Raw genomic sequence first — 19,043 nt, 5'->3', positions numbered from 1 at the left:
TTTCGCTCTACTTGCTAGTTGTAGCTACGAAATCACGAAGGTTTGTTTCAGTAAACAGCGTTTATTTTTATATTATTTGATTCTGTACAGCGTTGCTGATAAAACGAGTACTTTATCTAGCGTTTACAACCAAATTGATAACTATGCATGTGAAAAATCTTTTTATAATGTTGGTGGCATTTGTTGCCTGTACATCCTGTCAGGGGCATAAACCACAGACCAAGCAAGTGGACTTCTCTAAATTGCCTTTAAAAAATGCGGCTAAGCTGGATACGGCGACATTTGCCGCAGGCTGTTTTTGGTGTACCGAAGCACAGTTTAAAGAACTGAAAGGTGTTGTAAATGTTGTGTCAGGATATACCGGAGGATGGACCAAGAATCCGACCTATACCCAAGTTTGTAGTGGAAGCACCGGGCATGCCGAAGCAACTCAGATTATTTTTGATCCCGGTGTGATCAGTTATGATAAGCTATTAGAGGCATTTTTTGTAGCACACGATCCGACTGAACTTAATCGACAAGGAAACGACGTCGGTACGCAATATCGGTCGGCTATATTTGTACATACTAAAGAACAGCTTGACAAGACGCGGTATTATCTTTCGGCTTTGGAAAAAGAAAAGGTTTTTAATAAACCTATTGTAACCGAAGTAGTTCCGGCAACGATATTTTATCCGGCAGAAGACTATCATCAAGATTATTACCGCTTAAATGGAAAGGAACCTTACTGTCAATTGGTCATTAAACCGAAATTGGAAAAATTTAAACGTATCTTTTCCAAGGTGGTGAAAGAGGGACAGTAACTTTGGGTATTCATAATATTTAAGGTAATTTTACGCTATTAGCGCTATTTAGTGTCAAGTTAATAAGTTGAAATCATGATCTTTCATACCAAGTAATAGGGTGGATAGCCTTCATGATTAATGGATAGCATTTTTGATTGAATAATAAATACTTGTAATATGTCTAAAGGATTTTTTACAGTTCCTGTTCCTACCAATGAACCGGTGTATACTTACGCTGTCGGAACAAAAGAACGCAAATTGTTGAAAGCAGCAATTGATGAGGCACGTTCAAAACAGATCGATATCCCAATGTATATTGGCGGTGAAGAAATCACTACTTCTAAAAAAGTAACAATAGCTCCTCCACATGACCATCAGCATATTTTAGGTCAATACAACCAAGGCGATAAATCTCACGTAACAGATGCAATCAATGCCGCTTTAGCCGCAAAAAAAGATTGGGAAAATCTTGCATGGGAAGATCGTGCAGCAATATTCTTAAAAGCTGCTGAATTGATATCAGGAAAATACCGTTATGAGTTGAATGCTGCGACGATGTTGGGTCAATCTAAAAACCCCTATCAGGCAGAAATTGACTCAGCATGTGAGATCACTGACTTTTTGCGCTTTAACGTGCAATATATGACTGAGATCTATAAGCAACAACCTCCTATTTCAGGAAAAGGTGTTTGGAACCGTGTGGAACAACGCCCTTTGGAGGGCTTCGTATTTGCGTTGACTCCATTCAATTTTACAGCTATTGCAGGTAATTTGCCTTCATGTGTCGCTATGATGGGAAATGTTGTGGTATGGAAACCGTCCAATACTCAGATCTATTCGGCGAATGTATTGATGAAGATCTTCCGTGAAGCCGGACTTCCCGATGGAGTTATTAATTTGGTATACGTTTCTGGTCCTGATGCAGGTGATGTGATTTTCCAACATCCTGATTTTGCTGGTATCCACTTCACAGGTTCAACAGGTGTATTCCAGGATATCTGGAAAACGATAGGTAACAATATTCACCGTTATAAAACGTACCCACGTATCGTTGGTGAAACAGGCGGTAAGGATTTCATCGTTGTTCATCCTTCAGCAGATCTGAAAGTTGCAAATACAGCTTTGGTTCGTGGTGCTTTCGAATACCAAGGTCAAAAATGTTCTGCAGCTTCACGCGCCTATATTCCTAAATCACTGTGGCCAGCATTGAAAGAATCTATGACGAACGATGTGAAGTCATTTACGATTGGTGGTACAGAGGATTTTACAAACTTTATCAATGCTGTTATAGATGAAAAATCATTTGATAAATTGGCAAAATACATTGATAGAGCTAAAGAGTCTAATGACGCAGAAATAGTAGTCGGTGGTACTTACGATAAATCTAAAGGCTATTTCATTCATCCAACAATCATTGAAGCTTCCAAGCCTGATTACGAAACAATGGTTGAAGAATTGTTCGGACCGGTACTGACCATCTATGTTTACGAGGATGCTAAGTTTGAAGAAACATTAGCTATCGTTGACAAGACTTCTATTTATGCGCTGACAGGTTCAATTATTGCACAAGACCGTTATGCTATTAATTTAGCAACAGATAAATTGAGACATGCCGCTGGTAATTTCTACGTCAATGATAAGTGTACAGGTGCTGTCGTAGGTCAGCAACCGTTTGGTGGTGCTAGAGGCTCGGGTACAAATGACAAAGCGGGATCAATGATCAACCTGCTTCGTTGGGTATCTCCACGTACAATCAAAGAGACATTTAATCCAGATACAGATTATAGATATCCTTTCTTGGAAAAAGGAGAATAAGGAAGTTAAACTACCTGCTAAATAAAAAAGGACGCTTAAAGCGTCCTTTTTTATTTTTAAAAGAATCTCACTTCTGTACGCACATTTTTATTCTATTTGGATAGGATGAATTTTAATATAGAACTAGGCTCATTCAGTGTTTTTTTTGCGCGGTTAATTGAACATAGCAGTAATCGATTTCGTGTAGCTTTACAAACGCAGTCTTTGAAGTTTTTAGCCCTATTGGCAAGGTGTCAAGATGGGGCCTATAAAAAAGTAGCCATCCTATATAGAATGGCTACCTACATTATACTAATTTTTACAGCAACTAGTCTTCGTTTTCCTCAACGTTAAGCATCGGATCTTCTCCTGTTACCTCGGCGCGGATTTTTCCCTCAAGTTCATCCATTAAATCGGGGTTGTCGAATAACAAGGATTTGACAGCATCCCGGCCTTGTCCTAGTTTCGTGTCACCATAGCTAAACCAAGAGCCTGCCTTTTTGATGATACCGTATTCAACACCCAGATCAATGATTTCACCGACCTTAGAGATACCTTCACCAAAAATGATATCAAATTCTGCGATACGGAATGGAGGGGCTACTTTATTTTTTACAATCTTTACTTTTACGCGGTTACCCGATACTTCATCAGAGTCTTTGATCTGTGATGTGCGACGGATATCTAAACGAACAGAAGAATAGAATTTAAGTGCATTACCACCCGTTGTCGTTTCTGGGTTACCAAACATCACACCAATTTTTTCGCGCAGCTGGTTAATGAAAATACAACAGCAGTTTGTTTTTGAAATTGTACCCGTCAGCTTACGTAAAGCTTGAGACATTAAACGAGCTTGAAGTCCCATCTTAGAGTCGCCCATTTCACCTTCGATTTCGCCTTTTGGTACCAAAGCTGCCACGGAGTCAATAACAATGACGTCGATTGCTCCAGAACGGATTAGGTTATCCGCAATTTCTAAACCTTGCTCACCGTTATCTGGTTGAGAAATCAATAAGTTCTCCACATCTACACCTAATTTTTGAGCGTAGTATTTATCAAAAGCATGTTCAGCATCGATGATAGCTGCAATACCGCCTTTTTTCTGTGCTTCGGCAACAATGTGTGTTGCTAAAGTAGTTTTACCTGAAGATTCAGGTCCATATATTTCAATGATACGGCCTTTTGGTACACCACCGATCCCTAAGGCGATATCCAAACCAAGAGATCCTGTAGAAATAGCCTCAATAGGCTCAACAGCAGTATCTCCCAATTTCATAATTGAACCTTTTCCAAAGTTCTTCTCTAATTTATCTAACGTCAGCTGTAACGCTTTTAGTTTATCTGTGTTGCTCATATTTTTAGTATATATTTCTCAAAATTAAAAATTAAAAATCATAAACCAAGTATTATTCACTAAAAAAATTAGCTTTTTATTTCTAGCTCATCCGAAATACTTTTGATACGATGGTTTTTTTCAAAATATTTGCACATATAAGTGATCGGGCATTTCTCACACATTGGCTTTCGGGCCAGACAAATATAACGTCCATGTAAGATTAGCCAATGATGGGCGATCGCGATCGTATCTTTAGGTAGATTTTTTACCAGCTGCTTTTCCACGGCCAACGGTGTTGTGGCGCGATAGGTTAGACCTAAACGATTTGCAACACGGAAAACATGTGTGTCTACGGCCATAGCTGGATTATGGTAGACGACAGATGAAATGACGTTAGCGGTTTTTCGACCGACGCCCGGAAGTTTCACCAGGTCCTCGATTTTTTCCGGCACCTTATTATCGAACTGATCAATCAGCATTTTAGCCATGCCCACAAGGTGTTTCGCTTTGTTATTCGGATAGCTTACTGATCGTATATAACTAAATACTTCATCTACGCTAGAAGCTGCCAAACTATGTGCATCGGGGTAGCGCTCGAATAATTTGGGCGTGACCTGATTGATTCTTTTATCTGTACACTGCGCAGATAAAATAACCGCAACAAGTAATTCAAATGCATTGCCATAATTGAGTTCTGTCTGTGCATCAGGACTATTTTTGGAGAAATAATCTACAAAAGCCTTGTATCGTTCTTGTTTTAACATTGCTTCAAAACTAGCCAAAATTTCCATCAAAAAAGAAATTTTGGAATGCATTACATGGGGAATAATCTATCGTTAAATTACATAGCGCAAAAATAATGTAGCTGGTTTACACTGTATGGTACTGGTTGTGTAAGTTTAAAAAGAAAAGCCTAATCTCCGAGATTAGGCTTTTCTTTTTTCCAGTTGTTTAGAATATGCGAGGATATTCTTAATACATCTTTTGCTTGGATGAAGCAACATTTTTGGTAATTGAAGTTTTAATTCATTTTCAATGTCCTCGTCTGTCATTACCTTTTCATTTTGGGTGATCAAATTTTGAACTTCGTTTTCTGATTGGGTAAAATTTTCTACCATAAGCATCTTGTGTTTTGTCTCTGTAAGTTAAATAATTAAACGGACAAAAGGTGGTTTTGGTATAAAAAACGAGAAAATATTTATTTTTTCTTTCTGTTTGTATATTCCTCTGCTTTAATGATAGCATTATAGGCATTGACAATACCGCCAGTGACGGATATATCGGATAGGCGAACCGTTTTTGTTGCATCTTCACCAACTTTCACTTGTACCAGTTGGTCTGGCTTTTCCACTGATTCCATAATAATCCTTTTGGTTTCCACTGCACTCAAAGTTGGATAATAAGAACGGATCATTGCGGCTAAACCGGCAACAACTGGAGCAGCCATACTCGTACCCTGTTCTTCTTTATACTTCGAATCTGGTATAGTTGAATTGATGTGCACACCAGGTGCAAAAACATCGACAGTTTTTTTACCATAATTGGAAAAATCTGCGAGAAGCTCGTTGTCTAGGCGGAGGCCAGTTGCGCCTACTGTGATCCAAGCGTTGGCAACGCCGGTTGTATCCCCTTTTGCATCAGTATAATATTTCATCGGAAAATTAGGCTCAATATCGTTATCTTCACTGTCATTCCCTGCAGCATGGATCATCAATACATCTTTTGATTCAGCATATTTGACGGCATCATCAACGGTCTGTTTATTATACGCGTACCCCTTCCCGAAGCTCATATTAATTACTTTTGCGCCGTTGTCTGTTGCATAACGAATCGCATTTGCCACATCTTTATCGCGCTCATCACCATCAGGGACAAGTCTAACGGTGAGTATCTTAACATTGTCTGCTACTCCGTTAATACCAATATTGTTATTACGTTTTGCGCCAATAATTCCCGCCACATGGCTTCCATGTAATGCATCTGGACCTTTCACATCAGCATTACCATAGTACCGCTCCGAAGCATCTTCGTAATCATCTCCAACGATCGGTCGGGAATTGTACGTTTTATTTAAATGGTAATCTACCTGGTTATTGAAATATTTTGCGCCTTCGGTAATATCATCGAAAAATTTGGCAAAGCCACCATTTTGTATTTCATCTTTAGCATAGCCTAGCGCAATTCGTTGGGTGCTCGAGGTTGCCTTAAAATTGTCTATATCTTCTTGTGTAATCTCTTCGGGTTTCTTGCCGATTTCACGGACAACAGCATCTATGTTGCGTTTGAGTGCATCATATGAAAACTGTCCCATCTTCGCTTCTTCGAGTTTGTTTTTATATTCAGCAGTCATCTTTCGATAGTTGGCGAAGGCTTTTCTGCTTACCTCATTGAGCTCAGATGCAGCGGTAATGTTAGCAAATTTTTGATCCAATGTTTTAAGCATCCTTGTCAACTCCAAGTTGTCAAACTGAACATTCTTTCCATCAGCATTTCCAATAAAATTCCAGCCGTATTTATCGTTGATATAGCCATTACCATCGTTGTCCACACCATTGGAGAGACTATCTTTCGTGTTGATCCACACCACATCTTTGAGATCCTCATGATGAATATCCACCCCACCATCCAGGACACCAACAATGACTGGGATAGATTTTTTTCCTTTCAACAAAGTCTTATAGGTTTTTTCGGTACTGATTCCCATAACCCCGTCCGTTTTATAATCCAGATTGAACCAATTCGCTGGAATGGTGTCCGACTGCCCGAAAGAAAAGAGAGGTAAAGCGCCCAAAGTAATGAGATATAGTGATTTCTTCAAATTCATATGCAAATAAGTATTGATTAAGGTGTCTGCACTCATTCTTTTCAATGAAGCTACGACACATGATAAGCTATTCTGTTTATATTAAATTTTCTTCCTGCCCATGTTCTTCTTACGCAGGTAAGTGCAACAACGCCTGACTGAAGTAGAATAGCAAAGATAATGCTAATGCATCTTCTGAACTGTTAATTTTTATTAAAAGTACTTATAATCTATTCCTTCACGCCGAACTGTTGAAGAAATATCTTAAATTCAACCCATTTCTAAACAAACGCTGTTTTGCTCCAGTGAAACAGGCCGTTTCCTAAAAAGAGTTTATCAAAATAGCATATTACAAGAGAATGCAACACAATAAAAAAATATACTGGCCTAACGTGATGGCCCCAAAAGCAGCTGTTTATCCCCATATCAGAAAGGTGCATAATGATACTGTTCAAGATGATTATTACTGGATGATCGATTACTTTAAAAAGGGAGAAAAAGCTCAAGAAGTGATTGATTATCTTGAGAGAGAGAATTCTTATACCAACTTGATGCTTGAAGATACTGCGCACCTGCAGGAAGATTTATTTCATGAACTTAAATCTCGTATTAAAGAAAAAGACGAGTCAGTGCCTTATTACAAAAACGGCTACTATTATTATAGCCGGACGGAAGAGGGAAAACAATATTTTAAATTCTGTCGGAAAAAGGGGACACTCGATGCCGAAGAACAAGTGTTGCTAGATGTTGACCAGCTTGCTCAGGGACATGCATATTATACAGCAAAAGGATTTTCGGTGAGTCCGGATAACCGGTTGCTTGCTTTTAGTGTAGATACCGTTTCCCGTAGAGAATATACCATATATGTGAAGGACCTGGAGACTGGGGCAATTTTTCCCGATCAGATAAGAAATACCGAGGGGGCGGCAATTTGGGGAAATGATAACCTAACCCTTTTTTATACCGCAAAGAACCCTATTACGTTGCTCAGTGAAAAGATTATGCGGCATACATTGGGAAGTGATCCAGCTTCGGATGTGGTTGTTTATGAAGAAAAAGATAACACAAATTATATTGCAGTTGGTAAATCGAAAAATGGAAAATATATCTTTATCAATTCGGAGGGAACTTTATCTTCGGAAATCTGGTTGTTGGATGCGGATTTCCCGCAGTCGGCATTTCGTGTTTTTCAGCCTAGGATCCACGATGTTCTTTATTCTGTTGTTGTGTTGGAAGATCGGTTTTTAATCCTTACGAATGATGGGGCTATTAATTTTCGAATCATGCAATGTCCATTAGATCGTACCGAGCGTATTCATTGGCAAATATTCCTAGACCATCGACCAGATGTATTGATCAGTGATATTGAGGAATTTAAGGATTTTTTGGCGATTGCTGAACGGAAAAATGGATTGACTCAATTAGCGATTTATAATTTAAATAGTCATCAACAGCATTATCTGGATTTTGGAGAGGTTGCCTACACGGTATATCCTGCCATAAATGCGGAATACAATAGTCAGAAACTGCGATATGGTTATACTTCTTTAGTAACGCCAAACTCGGTCTACGAGTATGATATGTCCGAACAGCGTAAAGTATTATTGAAGCAACAGGAAGTTTTGGGGGGGTATGACCAAGCAGCCTATATCACCGAACGTATCTTTGCGATTGCAAGAGACGGTGTTCAGGTACCTATATCTATTGTATATAAGAAAGGAACCAAACTGGATGGCACAGCTCCTTTATTGCAATACGCCTATGGATCCTATGGAGCTTCGATGGATCCTACTTTTTCAAGCAATAGACTGAGTTTACTGGATCGTGGCTTTATCTACGCCTTGGCGCATATTAGAGGTGGAGAAGAAATGGGGCGTCAGTGGTATGAATCGGGAAAGATGATGCAGAAGATGAATACCTTTTATGATTTTGTGGATTGTGGTCAATATTTGATTGACCAGCATTATTGTGCACCGGAACATCTCTATGCACAAGGAGGTAGTGCTGGAGGTCTGCTAATGGGGGTAGTTGCTAATATTGCACCCGAGCAATACCATGGCATTATAGCTCAGGTTCCCTTTGTGGACGTTGTGAATACCATGCTGGACGATACCATACCGTTGACGACAAATGAATATGATGAATGGGGTAATCCAAATGAAGAGGAGGCTTATTTTTATATGAAAAGCTATTCGCCTTACGAGAATATTGAATCGAAAGAGTATCCAAATTTGCTTGTTACGACGGGGCTACACGATAGTCAGGTGCAGTATTTTGAACCGGCTAAATGGGTGGCCAAACTGCGGGCAACAAAAATTGGGGATGCGGTTTTACTTTTGAAAACAGATATGGATTATGGCCATGGTGGAGCCTCTGGTCGATTTGACTATTTAAAGGAAATCGCATTAGCGTATGCTTTTCTCTTTAAATTGGAAGGAATTATTCCAAACGATGCAAGCGAACAATAAAAAAAGCGGTTAATACCGCTTTTTTTATTGTTGAGCATGATTAATACTATCCTGTTGTTTTTGTAAACGCTCTTCCCGTTCGATTTCTCTCGAATCAATCTGATGCTGTTGATAATTGTCCATGGCCACTTTACTGGCTTTCTGCGACACGTAGATCGCCAATATGGCAACGATAGTAATGATTGCTATCCCCCAGGCATACTTATGTTTGTCCTGTTTAACGAGCCAATACATAAATACAATGTAAGGGACCGCAAAAATAATATAGAAAATTAAACTTGGTGACATATTACTCTCCGTTAAATGATCCTTACAAAAGTATCGTTTTTGACTAAAAATAACGAACCAATAGCGAAAACAACAATTTCAATTGATAAAGCCTTAAACCTTTATCTTTTTTATTGTCAAATTAACATCGCTAATGGGTGCAGTATAGTCCCGTATTGTTGCGGATTAATCGCTTGAAAATGAAGCTTACATGGTAGCTTTTGTGTTCGATTTTGAATTTTGAATTTTTGCAAAAAATCAATGAGAATATTGTGGAAAAGAAAAAAATATTTTTATACATTTGCATCGTCAGAAACAATTGACAGATCATAAAAAAATGAAACAGAACAAAAAGAAAGATTATTCTTGTATTCAAACTTTTGAAAAGTTTATGAAGAAGGTCTTCTGTGCTTTCATTTTCGTAGAAATACCTGTTTTACGCTTCCGACGACCCATACTACCTCGGGCTTGATTTGAGGTAGTGAATCTTTCCAAGTAAGACCATGATTGTCCGATGGTTTTGAATCCGTTATTTTAATTTAGTTAGTCAACAAAACACGGCGGTAGTTGTTGTTTTATTATTAGGGTCGTAAGTCAATGACTATATCAGATTTTTTAATTATCCCGGCTAAACCTGAGCATGCACATTATGCGGAGGTTATTTGCGACGAAATGTTCGAGTCTGCAAAGGCTCGTGGCACTGGTATTGCGCGTCGTAAACCAGAGTACGTTGCCAACAAAATGAATGAAGGTAAAGCAGTGATTGCTTTACATAAAGATGGCCGATGGGCAGGTTTTTGTTATATAGAAACTTGGGGACATGGCGATTATGTTGCCAACTCCGGTCTGATTGTCAATCCCGAATTCCGAAAAGTAGGTTTGGCCAAAGCAATCAAAAAAAGAGTCTTCGACCTATCTCGTGAAAAATACCCCAAAGCAAAGATTTTTGGCTTGACAACGGGGTTCGCCGTAATGAAAATCAATTCGGAATTAGGTTATGAACCGGTTCCATATTCTGAACTGACTACAGATGATGAATTTTGGAAAGGCTGTCAGAGTTGTGTCAACTATGAAATTCTGATGAGTAAAGACCGTAAAAATTGCATGTGCACAGCCATGCTTTGGGACCCGGAAGAAAAAGAGCGTGAATTGCGTGAGAAGATCCAGCGCAAGCATGAGGCCAAGGAACGCTTGGAAAGAATTACACAAAAACAATCGTTATTAAAACGTATACAGGCGAAGTTCTGGAAATCGGCAAATAAGTTTGCCTCTATCAATTTGTCTAAGCACAAAAAAGTCGCAAAAGGATTTTGATAAGTTTCATGCATAGTATGTCAACTGGCCTAGCAGCCATTGAAAATAAATAATGAACAGTGATGAAACAGCTAGCTTCAGGCTTAATTTGAGCCGGTCGCTTAAGAAGAGTTTCAGCATAATAAAAAAACAATTTATCTCAATGAAAAAAGTAGTTTTAGCATTCAGCGGAGGATTAGATACTTCGTTTTGTTGTATTTATCTTACGCAAGATTTAGGTTTAGAGGTTCATTCGGTCGTTGTAAATACAGGTGGTTTTTCGGATGAAGAATTGAAGAATATTGAAGCACGTGCTTATGCATTAGGTGTAAAATCACATACGGCGATTGACGAAACAGCAGACTATTACCGCGAAACTATTAAATACTTGATTTTCGGTAATGTGCTAAAGAATGCGACTTACCCATTGTCAGTTTCTGCAGAGCGTGTATGTCAGGCTACTGCTATTGCAAATTATGCAAAGCAAATCGGTGCTGAATGTGTTGCTCATGGATCTACAGGTGCAGGGAATGATCAGGTGCGTTTTGATATGATTTTCCAGACGTTAATCCCAGGGGTTGAAATTATTACACCTATCCGTGACCTACAATTGTCGCGTGAAGCCGAAATAGAATATTTGAACAAACATGGGGTTGAATACTCCGCTGAAAAAGCGAAATATTCGATCAATAAGGGCCTTTGGGGTACTTCTGTTGGTGGAGCAGAAACATTGACATCCAATCAATATTTGCCTGAATCAGCTTGGCCAACTCCAGTTACTTCTTCAGAACCACAGCAAATTACAATAGATTTTGAAAAGGGTGAACCAGTTGCTCTAAACGGAGAGAAAATGGCTTCTGTTAAGGTCATTCAAGAATTGCAAGCCATTGCTCAACCTTATGGTATCGGTCGTGATATTCATGTCGGAGATACAATCATCGGTATCAAGGGACGTGTAGGTTTTGAAGCTGCAGCTTCAGTGATTCTAATTAAGGCACATCACACCTTGGAAAAGCATACCTTAACCAAATGGCAATTATCCTGGAAAGATCAGATCGCTGCTTTCTACGGTAATTATATGCACGAAGGACAGATGCACGATCCTGTGATGCGCGATATTGAAGCATTCTTGCAATCCTCACAAGAGACTGTGACTGGCCGCGTGATCGTAGAACTTCATCCATACCGTTTTGTCGTTATTGGTGTCGAGTCCGAGCATGATTTGATGTCCAATAAATTTGGTAGCTACGGTGAAATGAATAAAGGCTATACAGGTGATGATGTGAAAGGTTTCTCCAAAATCTTTGGAAATCAAACGATCATTTGGCATAAAGTGAATCAAAAATAAATTACCTCTGTTTACGCAATGTGTTTTTTCCTACGGTAAAATTCGTTGGAAAAAATACATTGCACGACTTTTTATAACGCATACCTAAATACTAAATTCAAGAAAATGATAAGAGTAGGAATAATTGGTTCGGCAGGATATACCGGTGGTGAATTATTACGCGTATTGATTTATCATCCTGAGGTGGAAATCGTATTTGCCAATAGTGCTTCCAATGCAGGAAATAAGTTATATGAAGTTCACAATGATTTATTTGGTGATACTGAATTGAGCTTCTCTGCGGACTTTCACGCCGATATTGATGTCTTGTTTTTATGTGTTGGTCATGGTGATGCACGCAAATTTTTAGATGCAAATACAGTAGATGCTTCCGTAAAGATTATTGATCTTTCTCAAGATTACCGGCTCCGGGCGAATACGGCTTATCAAGGACAGCAATTTGTATACGGGCTTCCCGAACTAAACAAAGAAGCAATCAAAGCAGCTCAATATATTGCGAATCCAGGATGCTTTGCTACAAATATCCAACTGGCTTTATTGCCATTGGCTAGTAAAGGTTTGTTGCCAGACCAAATCCATGTGAATGCAACAACTGGATCAACAGGAGCAGGACAAAAGCCAGGAGCGACGACACATTTTTCTTGGCGCAACAATAACCTTTCTGCTTACAAATCTTTTGAGCACCAGCATTTGCAGGAAATTTCCGAGTCACTGGATCAGCTTCAAGAGGGGTTTTTACCTGTGTCAAATAGGTCGTTGCTGGAACGTGCCGCTGAAAGAATTAATTTTGTGCCGCAACGTGGTGATTTTGCAAGAGGAATTTTTTCGGCAATTTATGTTGATACGGACTTGTCCGAAGAAGAGGCTTACGAAGTATACGACACGTATTATGCAGCCCACCCTTTTACGCATGTCAGCAAAAAAAATATCGATCTCAAGCAGGTTGTCAACACCAATAAAAGTATTATCCACCTCGAAAAGCACGGAAATAAGTTACTTATTTTAAATGCAACAGATAATCTACTGAAAGGGGCATCTGGACAGGCAGTGCAAAATATGAACTTAATGTTCGGTTTGGACGAACGTACAGGATTAAACTTGAAAAGTGTTGGTTTTTAGCTATTTTTAAGATATCAAACAGCAATATCAACAAGTTGTGAGTAACTTGAGGGATCACCTTAAAAACGAAATGAGGTTTTCAACATTTTATTAACATCGTGTGGAAAAGTGAAGGGTGGATCCTTCACTTTTTTTATGTCATTCCCGCCAAAGACAGTGTGTTGTCTATCTTATAGCTCCACTCGTATATTCTTAATCTCAGCCATGCAACACAGGTTCCGATAAACTTAGTCTATCTTACAGGTGGAACCACGTTCAACCTGGGATCGGGATAAGAAAAAGTCAGGGTTGGAAAACCCGCAATTTTATGCTTCACTCAAGCTTGACACAAGAAACATACTACATCGACTAAAGGATCACCCTACCTTAGCCCTTGTTAAGCTCAAGGATCACTCTTGTTGAGGTCAGGGCTCCCCGTGTTTAGGTGTCATTTTTAACCGTTTTCCATCGGATTTGGGCGTATTTCTTCGCCGCTGTCTGCTGCTATTGACATCGCTTGATTTAGGGTGCATATTTGTATCGTGAAGGTAATGAGGGCCGAGGAAAGTAGAAAGATGCGTTGTACCATCGTACAGATGTTGATGTACAAGCTTAGATTGTGGATCTATTGACAGAAGTTGTTATAAATTTTGTCATGTACTTAGATAAATTTTACACAATCGATTGATATACATTTCCTTTCTTTTTCTGTAAATCTAAATCTTATCTTCATACAATAATCCAGCTCAAGAACCGATAAGATCCTTATTCAATAGTAAAGTGCAACGGAAAGATAGCTGATAAATTGAGTTTCAAAATAGCTAAAGGAGTTTGGTTTCGTGAAGTATTCGAGTATAGCAGCATCTCGAATTGATGGCAAGCATGAATAACCGCAGGTCGTATAACTAGCCTAGGTTTGATATATAAATTGATAAAAAAAATAAAGTATGAAAAGAAAACACTTTATCCAGTATCTCTTTATGGGAGTTTTATCCTGCCTTTCGATAAGCAGTATAGCGCAGGCAGTAGGGAAGACTTATGCCGTACCACTTGCTGGGAATGCTTTCATTACCGCAGGACAAGCTGGTGAAGCAGAAATTTCAGGTCGTAATGGCCTTGTAAAATGGTCAAGCGATCAGGAAGTGGTATCGGTGTATTTTAGGGCTCAAAAGGCGGGGAAATTGAATTTGAAACTGAAGGCAAAAAACGATGCTGGAAAATCCAAAATAGCAGTAGACGCTTTAGGAAAAAAGGCGATCGTGAATGTGGAAAGTACTGCGCTGTCGGAAACAGCGCCTTTTTCCATTGATGTAACATCGCCCGGTTACGTTCAGGTAAATTTAAAGGGCTTAAGTAAATCGGGAAGCAATTTTGCCAATGTAACCGAATTGCTTGTAAGCGGCGAAGCGGCTTCGGAAGGTCTTCTATTTTCCAATGATCCTGAGTATTACTATTGGTCCAGAAGAGGCCCTTCTTGTCATCTAAATTATACTGTTCCTACGGAGGGAAACGTTAGTTACTATTATAACGAAGTAACCGTCCCTCAAGGAGAAGATAAAATTGGGTCCTATTTTATGGCGAATGGTTTTGGCGAAGGCTACTTTGGTATACAGGTTAATTCAGAAACCGAGCGACGTATCTTATTTTCCGTATGGAGTCCATTCCACACAGATGATCCGAAAAGTATTCCGGAGGAACAAAAAATCCATCTACTAAAAAAAGGAAAGGATGTGCATTCGGGTGAGTTTGGAAATGAAGGGTCGGGCGGACAGAGTTACCGTAAGTACTTTTGGAAGGCAGGGGTAACCTATAAGTTTCTCTTGAAAGGCGTGCCCGATGGAAAAGGGAATACTGATTATACGGCTTGGTTTTTTGTACCCGAAGAGCATGCATGGAATTTGATCGCAAGCTTCAAACGTCCGCAGACAAACACCTACCTCAAACGATTCCATAGTTTCTTAGAGAACTTTAGTCCTAATCAAGGCTACCTGGGTAGAAAGGTTGAGTTTGGCAATCAATGGGTCTATGATGGACAATGGAAAGCTGTACAGGAGGCTTCTTTTAGTGTCGATAATACCTATCGTGCAAATCAACGCATTGATGCAATCGGCGGCATTACCAAAAAAGGGTACTTCCTTAGAAATGGTGGTTTCTTTAATGACGTTGTTAAGCCAGGAAGTAAGTTTGAATTCCAGCATAAAAATAATGCACCGAAAATTAATTTTGACAAACTGCCTTAATCAAAAAAGATTACAGACAATCTCTTTTTTTCGCTCAAAGTTTGTCCTAAACACAAAAGAGTCNNGACTCTTTTGTGTTTAGGACAGCCGTCAATTTATTTTTCAGACAGTTTGATATCACGTTCTACCGAAACGTTATCTCCAGTAACAGCATTACCTTCTTTATCTACCAAAGTTAGTTTTACCTTAGTATCACCTAATGGTAAGCCTTTTATTTCGTAAGGACCCCATTTATCCAATGTAAATGTCTGCCCATTGATATCCGCTACGACCTTATTTCCATCTGGTGCAAGTTTAGTATTGACCAAATAAAAATCCAACAGTAGATTTTTTGTTTCATCACCTTTGTACTCACCTTTAGGTCGAGAATAGAATAGTGATGGTTCCTTTGGCATCGCATCTGTTGTCAATTTACCCGTTGCATCAATCTTAAATTTTACCAATTTAGAAGCTTCAGTGGTTTTTATGGATTCATGATAGGATCTTGATAAAAATGAGAGCAGGTAATGTTCCGAATTTAACGGTACTGTTACAGAGTTCTCGGGCTTGTAAAGAGCCGTGTAAGGTTTATTGTCTAAAATAAAATGAATATGTTGTCCATCATGCGAATTTGCCATATGGGCAGCATGGGCATCATCGGTCATCTCAGTCAATTTGAAATTCTTAACCGCATATTTTACAGTTACTTTTGCGGAGTCTGTTCCTACCTTTTCTGCAGTGATCGACGCGATCTGTAGATCAGCTCCAGGAAATTCTTTGGAGTCTGCAATCGGACTAACCGTGATAGCGTCCATTTTTTGTGCGGTATTGGTGTCCATACTGCTGCTTGAGTCAGCCCTATCTGTACTTTTTGTCGAGGAGTTGTTACATCCGATAGCGCCAGCCATCAACGCTAATGCAGCAGTAATACCTGTAATTCTGTAGTACTTCATAATTTTTCTGTTTAATTTTTTAATCATTCAGCATATCAAGTAACAGTTGGTAACTATGTTTTGTTTGTAATAAGGTTAAAATAGGGCTTTTTCAATGCTGATTTAGGAATAATCTACTGTGAAATAAATAATCTTAAAAAAATAGTCATATTAGATGTAATAAATCAATATGCTGAAATGTCTTGATGATATAAAAGGCGGAGGTGATATTGAGATGGTGCAAAAGCCGATTAGAAACTAAAACAGAGTAAATCTCAATATTGACGATAGCATGAACCAAGAGCAATTTAAAAATACCGTTTTCATCCATAAGGATAAGCTATTTCGCTTCGCGAAACGGATCTTGGTCGATGATGATGAAGCTTTTGATGCGGTACAGAATGTGATGATGCGGTTGTGGCAATTAAAAGATCAGTTGCTTCAATATAAAAATATGGAAGCTTTTTGCATGCAGAGTGTAAAAAATGAGGCATTAAATCGGATTAAAAAAGATAAGGTTAGATCGGATTATGTCAATCAATATCAGGCGGTGTCGACAACAGAGTATACTATTGGAAATACAAAGGAAATTATCGTCAAGATGATCAATTCTCTTCCCGAAAAACAACGGCTTGTGATGCATCTGCGCGATGTTGAGGACTATGACATTGATGAAATCGCTGAGGTACTGGAAATGGGCGAGTCGGCAGTGCGGGTTAATCTGATGCGCGCAAGACAAAAGGTGAAAGAGCAGTTGACAAAATTATTCGATTACGAAACCGCGCGCATTTATTCCGATAAAAAATAGGTGTTATGGTTTTCAGATCAACGAACAATAAGATATAGCGTGATGGAAGATAAAAGGTTAAAGGAATTGAAAGACAAATACTTTAATGGGCAGTCGTCATTAGAGGAAGAAAAAGAATTGAAAAATTCGGAGGATTTCTTTTTTCAGTCATTGAACGAAGAGAAGAGTCTCAAGATGGAATGGTCCTTCGAGGATTTTGAAGGCAAGAGCAACGAAATTAAAAAAGAGAATATATGGTGGAATTACAGCTGGATAAAATACGCGGCAGCGGCAGTGCTTTTGATGGGTATAGGCTTAGCATTATTTCTAAACCAGCAATCAGCAATACAATCGCCTTTACTCGCCGAAAAGGAAATAAATAATCGCAAACCAGCGGACAATGTGCCCGTCGAACATCCGAGCACAGAAATAGTGCATCCTCCTGCTGAAGATAGGATTCAGGTAGTTAAGCGTACTAAAACATTACAGACAGCAGAGACAGTCAAACGTCCAAGAGTTGAAAAACAAACCGAAAATGGGATAGGGAAGAAGGAAGTGGCAACTGAAAGTTTGGAATCGAAAACAGCAGAGGCCTATCAAGCAGATTATGTTGTCTTGAACGGCAAGCCTGTTACTAACGAGCAGGAAGCCGTCGAATTGACTTTAAAGTCATTGGGCTTGCTGGCAAATAATCTGGAAAATGGCGTAGATAAAGCAATGAACATAAAACAAATGTCAATAACAATTAACTAAAATAATATGAAAGGTTTTTTTATAGCTTGCCTTCTACTTGTAGCAAGTATGGCAAATGCGCAAATTTCAAAATTGGATAAGCTATTTGAACAATATCAGGGAAAGAAAGGTGTAACAACACTTAAAATTGGAGCACCGATGTTCAAACTGTTGGGTAATTTGAAAATAGACGATGATGATATGCAGACGATCAGCCCGCTGCTAAAGAACGTTAAATCACTGCGTATGCTTATTGTTGAGGATGGTGAAGATAAAGCCTTGACAGATATTATCCGGGGGGCGGTTTCCAATTTAAAATATGAGGAACTCATGTCGCTCAACAGCGAAGGTCAAGATATTCGGTTTATGGTGGAAAATATGTCTGTAAATGCTGATATTTTAAACAATCTTCTACTCACAATCAACGGAGATGGACAAAATCTATTTATGATCCTTGATGGGGAAATACCGTTGAAAGACGTGACTAACTTGGTCAATGAAGGCAATAATAAAGCCAATAAGAATAAAGGCGATAACGAGAAAAAATAAGAATTATGAAAAGATTACTAACCTTGTTATGTCTCGTTGGACTGCTTCTGTCCATGCAGTCCTGCATGATAAAAAAAACTTCCAATATGGATTTCATCAGCCGGTCTAATGTATCTGACGATGCGGAGATTGTTGCCATTAATTTACCGATTTGGTTAACAAAACCCTTTATGAAAAAAGCCTTAAAGGATGGAAGTGATGAAGATGCCCGTGCAATGGCCGAAATTGTAAAGAAATTGAAGAAGTTCAGAATGCTGACGCTTTCTAATAATGATAAAACAAAGAATGCACGTATTTTAGACGACTACCATAAGTTTTTAAGGAAGAATAAATTTGAGGAACTTTTGGTTGTTAATACCGATGGACAAGAAATATCATTGAACGCCCGTATTGATAAAAATAATGTTATTGAGCGTGTTTCACTACTGGTCCACGACAATGAAGACGAAAGTGTATTCATGGATATCAAAGGCAAGTTTTCATTGGATGAACTTATCGCCGGACTGAATAAGATGAAGTCCAAAGATAAGAAGTTGGCCAACAAACTTTAATAAGGCCGCTGATTCAAAGCGAAACTTCCGCTAACCTATAAAAAAGCCCTCCATTAATATATTAATAATGGAGGGCTTTTT

General features: G+C 38.9%; 18 protein-coding genes. 11 read left to right on the top strand and 7 right to left on the bottom strand.

The window, feature by feature from the left end:
• Positions 1-167: 167 nt before the first annotated feature.
• Entirely contained in the window at positions 168-803 is a 636-nt protein-coding gene (gene msrA / locus B2107_RS02720; protein WP_293952926.1) for a peptide-methionine (S)-S-oxide reductase MsrA, read from the top strand.
• 159 nt (positions 804-962) lie between these two features.
• Positions 963-2,600, top strand: a complete 1,638-nt coding sequence (gene pruA, locus B2107_RS02715) for an L-glutamate gamma-semialdehyde dehydrogenase (RefSeq protein ID WP_293952924.1) — start codon at positions 963-965, stop codon at positions 2,598-2,600.
• Between the two features lie 307 nt (positions 2,601-2,907).
• On the opposite strand, the gene recA is transcribed toward pruA, so the two are convergent.
• The 4 genes from recA to B2107_RS02695 form a co-directional block, all read right to left on the bottom strand.
• Positions 2,908-3,933 (bottom strand): recombinase RecA, encoded by a 1,026-nt coding sequence (gene recA, locus B2107_RS02710; protein WP_209577765.1) that lies wholly within the window; start codon positions 3,931-3,933, stop codon positions 2,908-2,910.
• Between the two features lie 68 nt (positions 3,934-4,001).
• A complete protein-coding gene (nth, locus tag B2107_RS02705; protein ID WP_293953263.1) occupies positions 4,002-4,679 on the bottom strand; it encodes an endonuclease III in 678 nt (225 codons plus the stop codon).
• Positions 4,680-4,841: 162 nt separating this feature from the next.
• Positions 4,842-5,033: a hypothetical protein gene (locus B2107_RS02700; RefSeq protein WP_209577767.1), complete on the bottom strand. Its 192-nt coding sequence runs from the start codon at positions 5,031-5,033 to the stop codon at positions 4,842-4,844.
• Between the two features lie 80 nt (positions 5,034-5,113).
• Positions 5,114-6,739, bottom strand: coding sequence for a S8 family serine peptidase (locus tag B2107_RS02695; protein ID WP_293952923.1), 1,626 nt, complete (start codon positions 6,737-6,739; stop codon positions 5,114-5,116).
• Between the two features lie 338 nt (positions 6,740-7,077).
• Here B2107_RS02695 and B2107_RS02690 point away from each other — a divergent pair, with 338 nt between their 5' ends.
• Positions 7,078-9,186, top strand: coding sequence for a S9 family peptidase (locus B2107_RS02690; protein ID WP_293952921.1), 2,109 nt, complete (start codon positions 7,078-7,080; stop codon positions 9,184-9,186).
• 24 nt (positions 9,187-9,210) lie between these two features.
• Here B2107_RS02690 and B2107_RS02685 read toward each other — a convergent pair whose 3' ends face one another.
• Complete coding sequence (locus B2107_RS02685) at positions 9,211-9,474, bottom strand: hypothetical protein (protein ID WP_293884674.1); 264 nt, start codon at positions 9,472-9,474, stop codon at positions 9,211-9,213.
• Positions 9,475-10,050: 576 nt separating this feature from the next.
• On the opposite strand from B2107_RS02685, the gene B2107_RS02680 reads away from it, so the two are divergent.
• The 3 genes from B2107_RS02680 (at position 10,051) to argC (ending at position 13,213) form a co-directional block, all read left to right on the top strand.
• On the top strand, positions 10,051-10,767 hold the full coding sequence (locus B2107_RS02680; RefSeq protein WP_293952919.1) for a GNAT family N-acetyltransferase: 717 nt from the start codon (positions 10,051-10,053) through the stop codon (positions 10,765-10,767).
• A 142-nt stretch (positions 10,768-10,909) separates the two neighbouring features.
• The gene (gene argG / locus B2107_RS02675) at positions 10,910-12,094 is read left to right on the top strand and encodes an argininosuccinate synthase (RefSeq protein WP_209577777.1); all 1,185 of its coding nucleotides are present in this window, start codon (positions 10,910-10,912) and stop codon (positions 12,092-12,094) included.
• Between the two features lie 105 nt (positions 12,095-12,199).
• A complete protein-coding gene (argC, locus tag B2107_RS02670; RefSeq protein WP_293952918.1) occupies positions 12,200-13,213 on the top strand; it encodes an N-acetyl-gamma-glutamyl-phosphate reductase in 1,014 nt (337 codons plus the stop codon).
• A gap of 433 nt (positions 13,214-13,646) precedes the next feature.
• Here the strand turns inward: argC and B2107_RS02665 are convergent, their stop codons facing one another.
• Positions 13,647-13,781, bottom strand: coding sequence for a hypothetical protein (locus B2107_RS02665; RefSeq protein WP_293952916.1), 135 nt, complete (start codon positions 13,779-13,781; stop codon positions 13,647-13,649).
• Positions 13,782-14,139: 358 nt separating this feature from the next.
• On the opposite strand from B2107_RS02665, the gene B2107_RS02660 reads away from it, so the two are divergent.
• Positions 14,140-15,432, top strand: a complete 1,293-nt coding sequence (locus tag B2107_RS02660) for a DUF3472 domain-containing protein (RefSeq protein WP_293952914.1) — start codon at positions 14,140-14,142, stop codon at positions 15,430-15,432.
• A gap of 95 nt (positions 15,433-15,527) precedes the next feature.
• Here the strand turns inward: B2107_RS02660 and B2107_RS02655 are convergent, their stop codons facing one another.
• Entirely contained in the window at positions 15,528-16,364 is an 837-nt protein-coding gene (locus B2107_RS02655) for a hypothetical protein (protein WP_293952912.1), read from the bottom strand.
• Positions 16,365-16,635: 271 nt separating this feature from the next.
• Here B2107_RS02655 and B2107_RS02650 point away from each other — a divergent pair, with 271 nt between their 5' ends.
• Genes B2107_RS02650 through B2107_RS02635 form a run of 4 tightly spaced genes read left to right on the top strand, consistent with a single transcriptional unit; the run spans position 16,636 to position 18,962 of the window.
• Positions 16,636-17,151 (top strand): RNA polymerase sigma factor, encoded by a 516-nt coding sequence (locus tag B2107_RS02650; RefSeq protein WP_293952910.1) that lies wholly within the window; start codon positions 16,636-16,638, stop codon positions 17,149-17,151.
• Positions 17,152-17,193: 42 nt separating this feature from the next.
• Positions 17,194-17,883, top strand: a complete 690-nt coding sequence (locus B2107_RS02645; protein ID WP_293952908.1) for a hypothetical protein — start codon at positions 17,194-17,196, stop codon at positions 17,881-17,883.
• Positions 17,884-17,889: 6 nt separating this feature from the next.
• Entirely contained in the window at positions 17,890-18,411 is a 522-nt protein-coding gene (locus tag B2107_RS02640) for a DUF4252 domain-containing protein (protein WP_293952906.1), read from the top strand.
• A gap of 5 nt (positions 18,412-18,416) precedes the next feature.
• Positions 18,417-18,962 (top strand): DUF4252 domain-containing protein, encoded by a 546-nt coding sequence (locus B2107_RS02635; RefSeq protein ID WP_293952904.1) that lies wholly within the window; start codon positions 18,417-18,419, stop codon positions 18,960-18,962.
• Positions 18,963-19,043: the final 81 nt, after the last annotated feature.

The organism is Sphingobacterium sp. UBA7855 (assembly GCA_002500745.1).
Taxonomy (GTDB): domain Bacteria; phylum Bacteroidota; class Bacteroidia; order Sphingobacteriales; family Sphingobacteriaceae; genus Sphingobacterium.
This window is presented reverse-complemented; position numbering and strand designations above follow the sequence as displayed.

Excerpts from the sequence above, each read along its gene's own strand:
- msrA (WP_293952926.1), top strand. The coding sequence starts at position 168 with ATGTTGGTGGCATTTGTTGCCTGTACATCCTGTCAGGGGCATAAACCA.
- pruA (WP_293952924.1), top strand. The coding sequence starts at position 963 with ATGTCTAAAGGATTTTTTACAGTTCCTGTTCCTACCAATGAACCGGTG.
- recA (WP_209577765.1), bottom strand. The coding sequence starts at position 3,933 with ATGAGCAACACAGATAAACTAAAAGCGTTACAGCTGACGTTAGATAAA.
- nth (WP_293953263.1), bottom strand. The coding sequence starts at position 4,679 with ATGTTAAAACAAGAACGATACAAGGCTTTTGTAGATTATTTCTCCAAA.
- B2107_RS02700 (WP_209577767.1), bottom strand. The coding sequence starts at position 5,033 with ATGGTAGAAAATTTTACCCAATCAGAAAACGAAGTTCAAAATTTGATC.
- B2107_RS02695 (WP_293952923.1), bottom strand. The coding sequence starts at position 6,739 with ATGAATTTGAAGAAATCACTATATCTCATTACTTTGGGCGCTTTACCT.
- B2107_RS02690 (WP_293952921.1), top strand. The coding sequence starts at position 7,078 with ATGCAACACAATAAAAAAATATACTGGCCTAACGTGATGGCCCCAAAA.
- B2107_RS02685 (WP_293884674.1), bottom strand. The coding sequence starts at position 9,474 with ATGTCACCAAGTTTAATTTTCTATATTATTTTTGCGGTCCCTTACATT.
- B2107_RS02680 (WP_293952919.1), top strand. The coding sequence starts at position 10,051 with ATGACTATATCAGATTTTTTAATTATCCCGGCTAAACCTGAGCATGCA.
- argG (WP_209577777.1), top strand. The coding sequence starts at position 10,910 with ATGAAAAAAGTAGTTTTAGCATTCAGCGGAGGATTAGATACTTCGTTT.
- argC (WP_293952918.1), top strand. The coding sequence starts at position 12,200 with ATGATAAGAGTAGGAATAATTGGTTCGGCAGGATATACCGGTGGTGAA.
- B2107_RS02665 (WP_293952916.1), bottom strand. The coding sequence starts at position 13,781 with ATGGTACAACGCATCTTTCTACTTTCCTCGGCCCTCATTACCTTCACG.
- B2107_RS02660 (WP_293952914.1), top strand. The coding sequence starts at position 14,140 with ATGAAAAGAAAACACTTTATCCAGTATCTCTTTATGGGAGTTTTATCC.
- B2107_RS02655 (WP_293952912.1), bottom strand. The coding sequence starts at position 16,364 with ATGAAGTACTACAGAATTACAGGTATTACTGCTGCATTAGCGTTGATG.
- B2107_RS02650 (WP_293952910.1), top strand. The coding sequence starts at position 16,636 with ATGAACCAAGAGCAATTTAAAAATACCGTTTTCATCCATAAGGATAAG.
- B2107_RS02645 (WP_293952908.1), top strand. The coding sequence starts at position 17,194 with ATGGAAGATAAAAGGTTAAAGGAATTGAAAGACAAATACTTTAATGGG.
- B2107_RS02640 (WP_293952906.1), top strand. The coding sequence starts at position 17,890 with ATGAAAGGTTTTTTTATAGCTTGCCTTCTACTTGTAGCAAGTATGGCA.
- B2107_RS02635 (WP_293952904.1), top strand. The coding sequence starts at position 18,417 with ATGAAAAGATTACTAACCTTGTTATGTCTCGTTGGACTGCTTCTGTCC.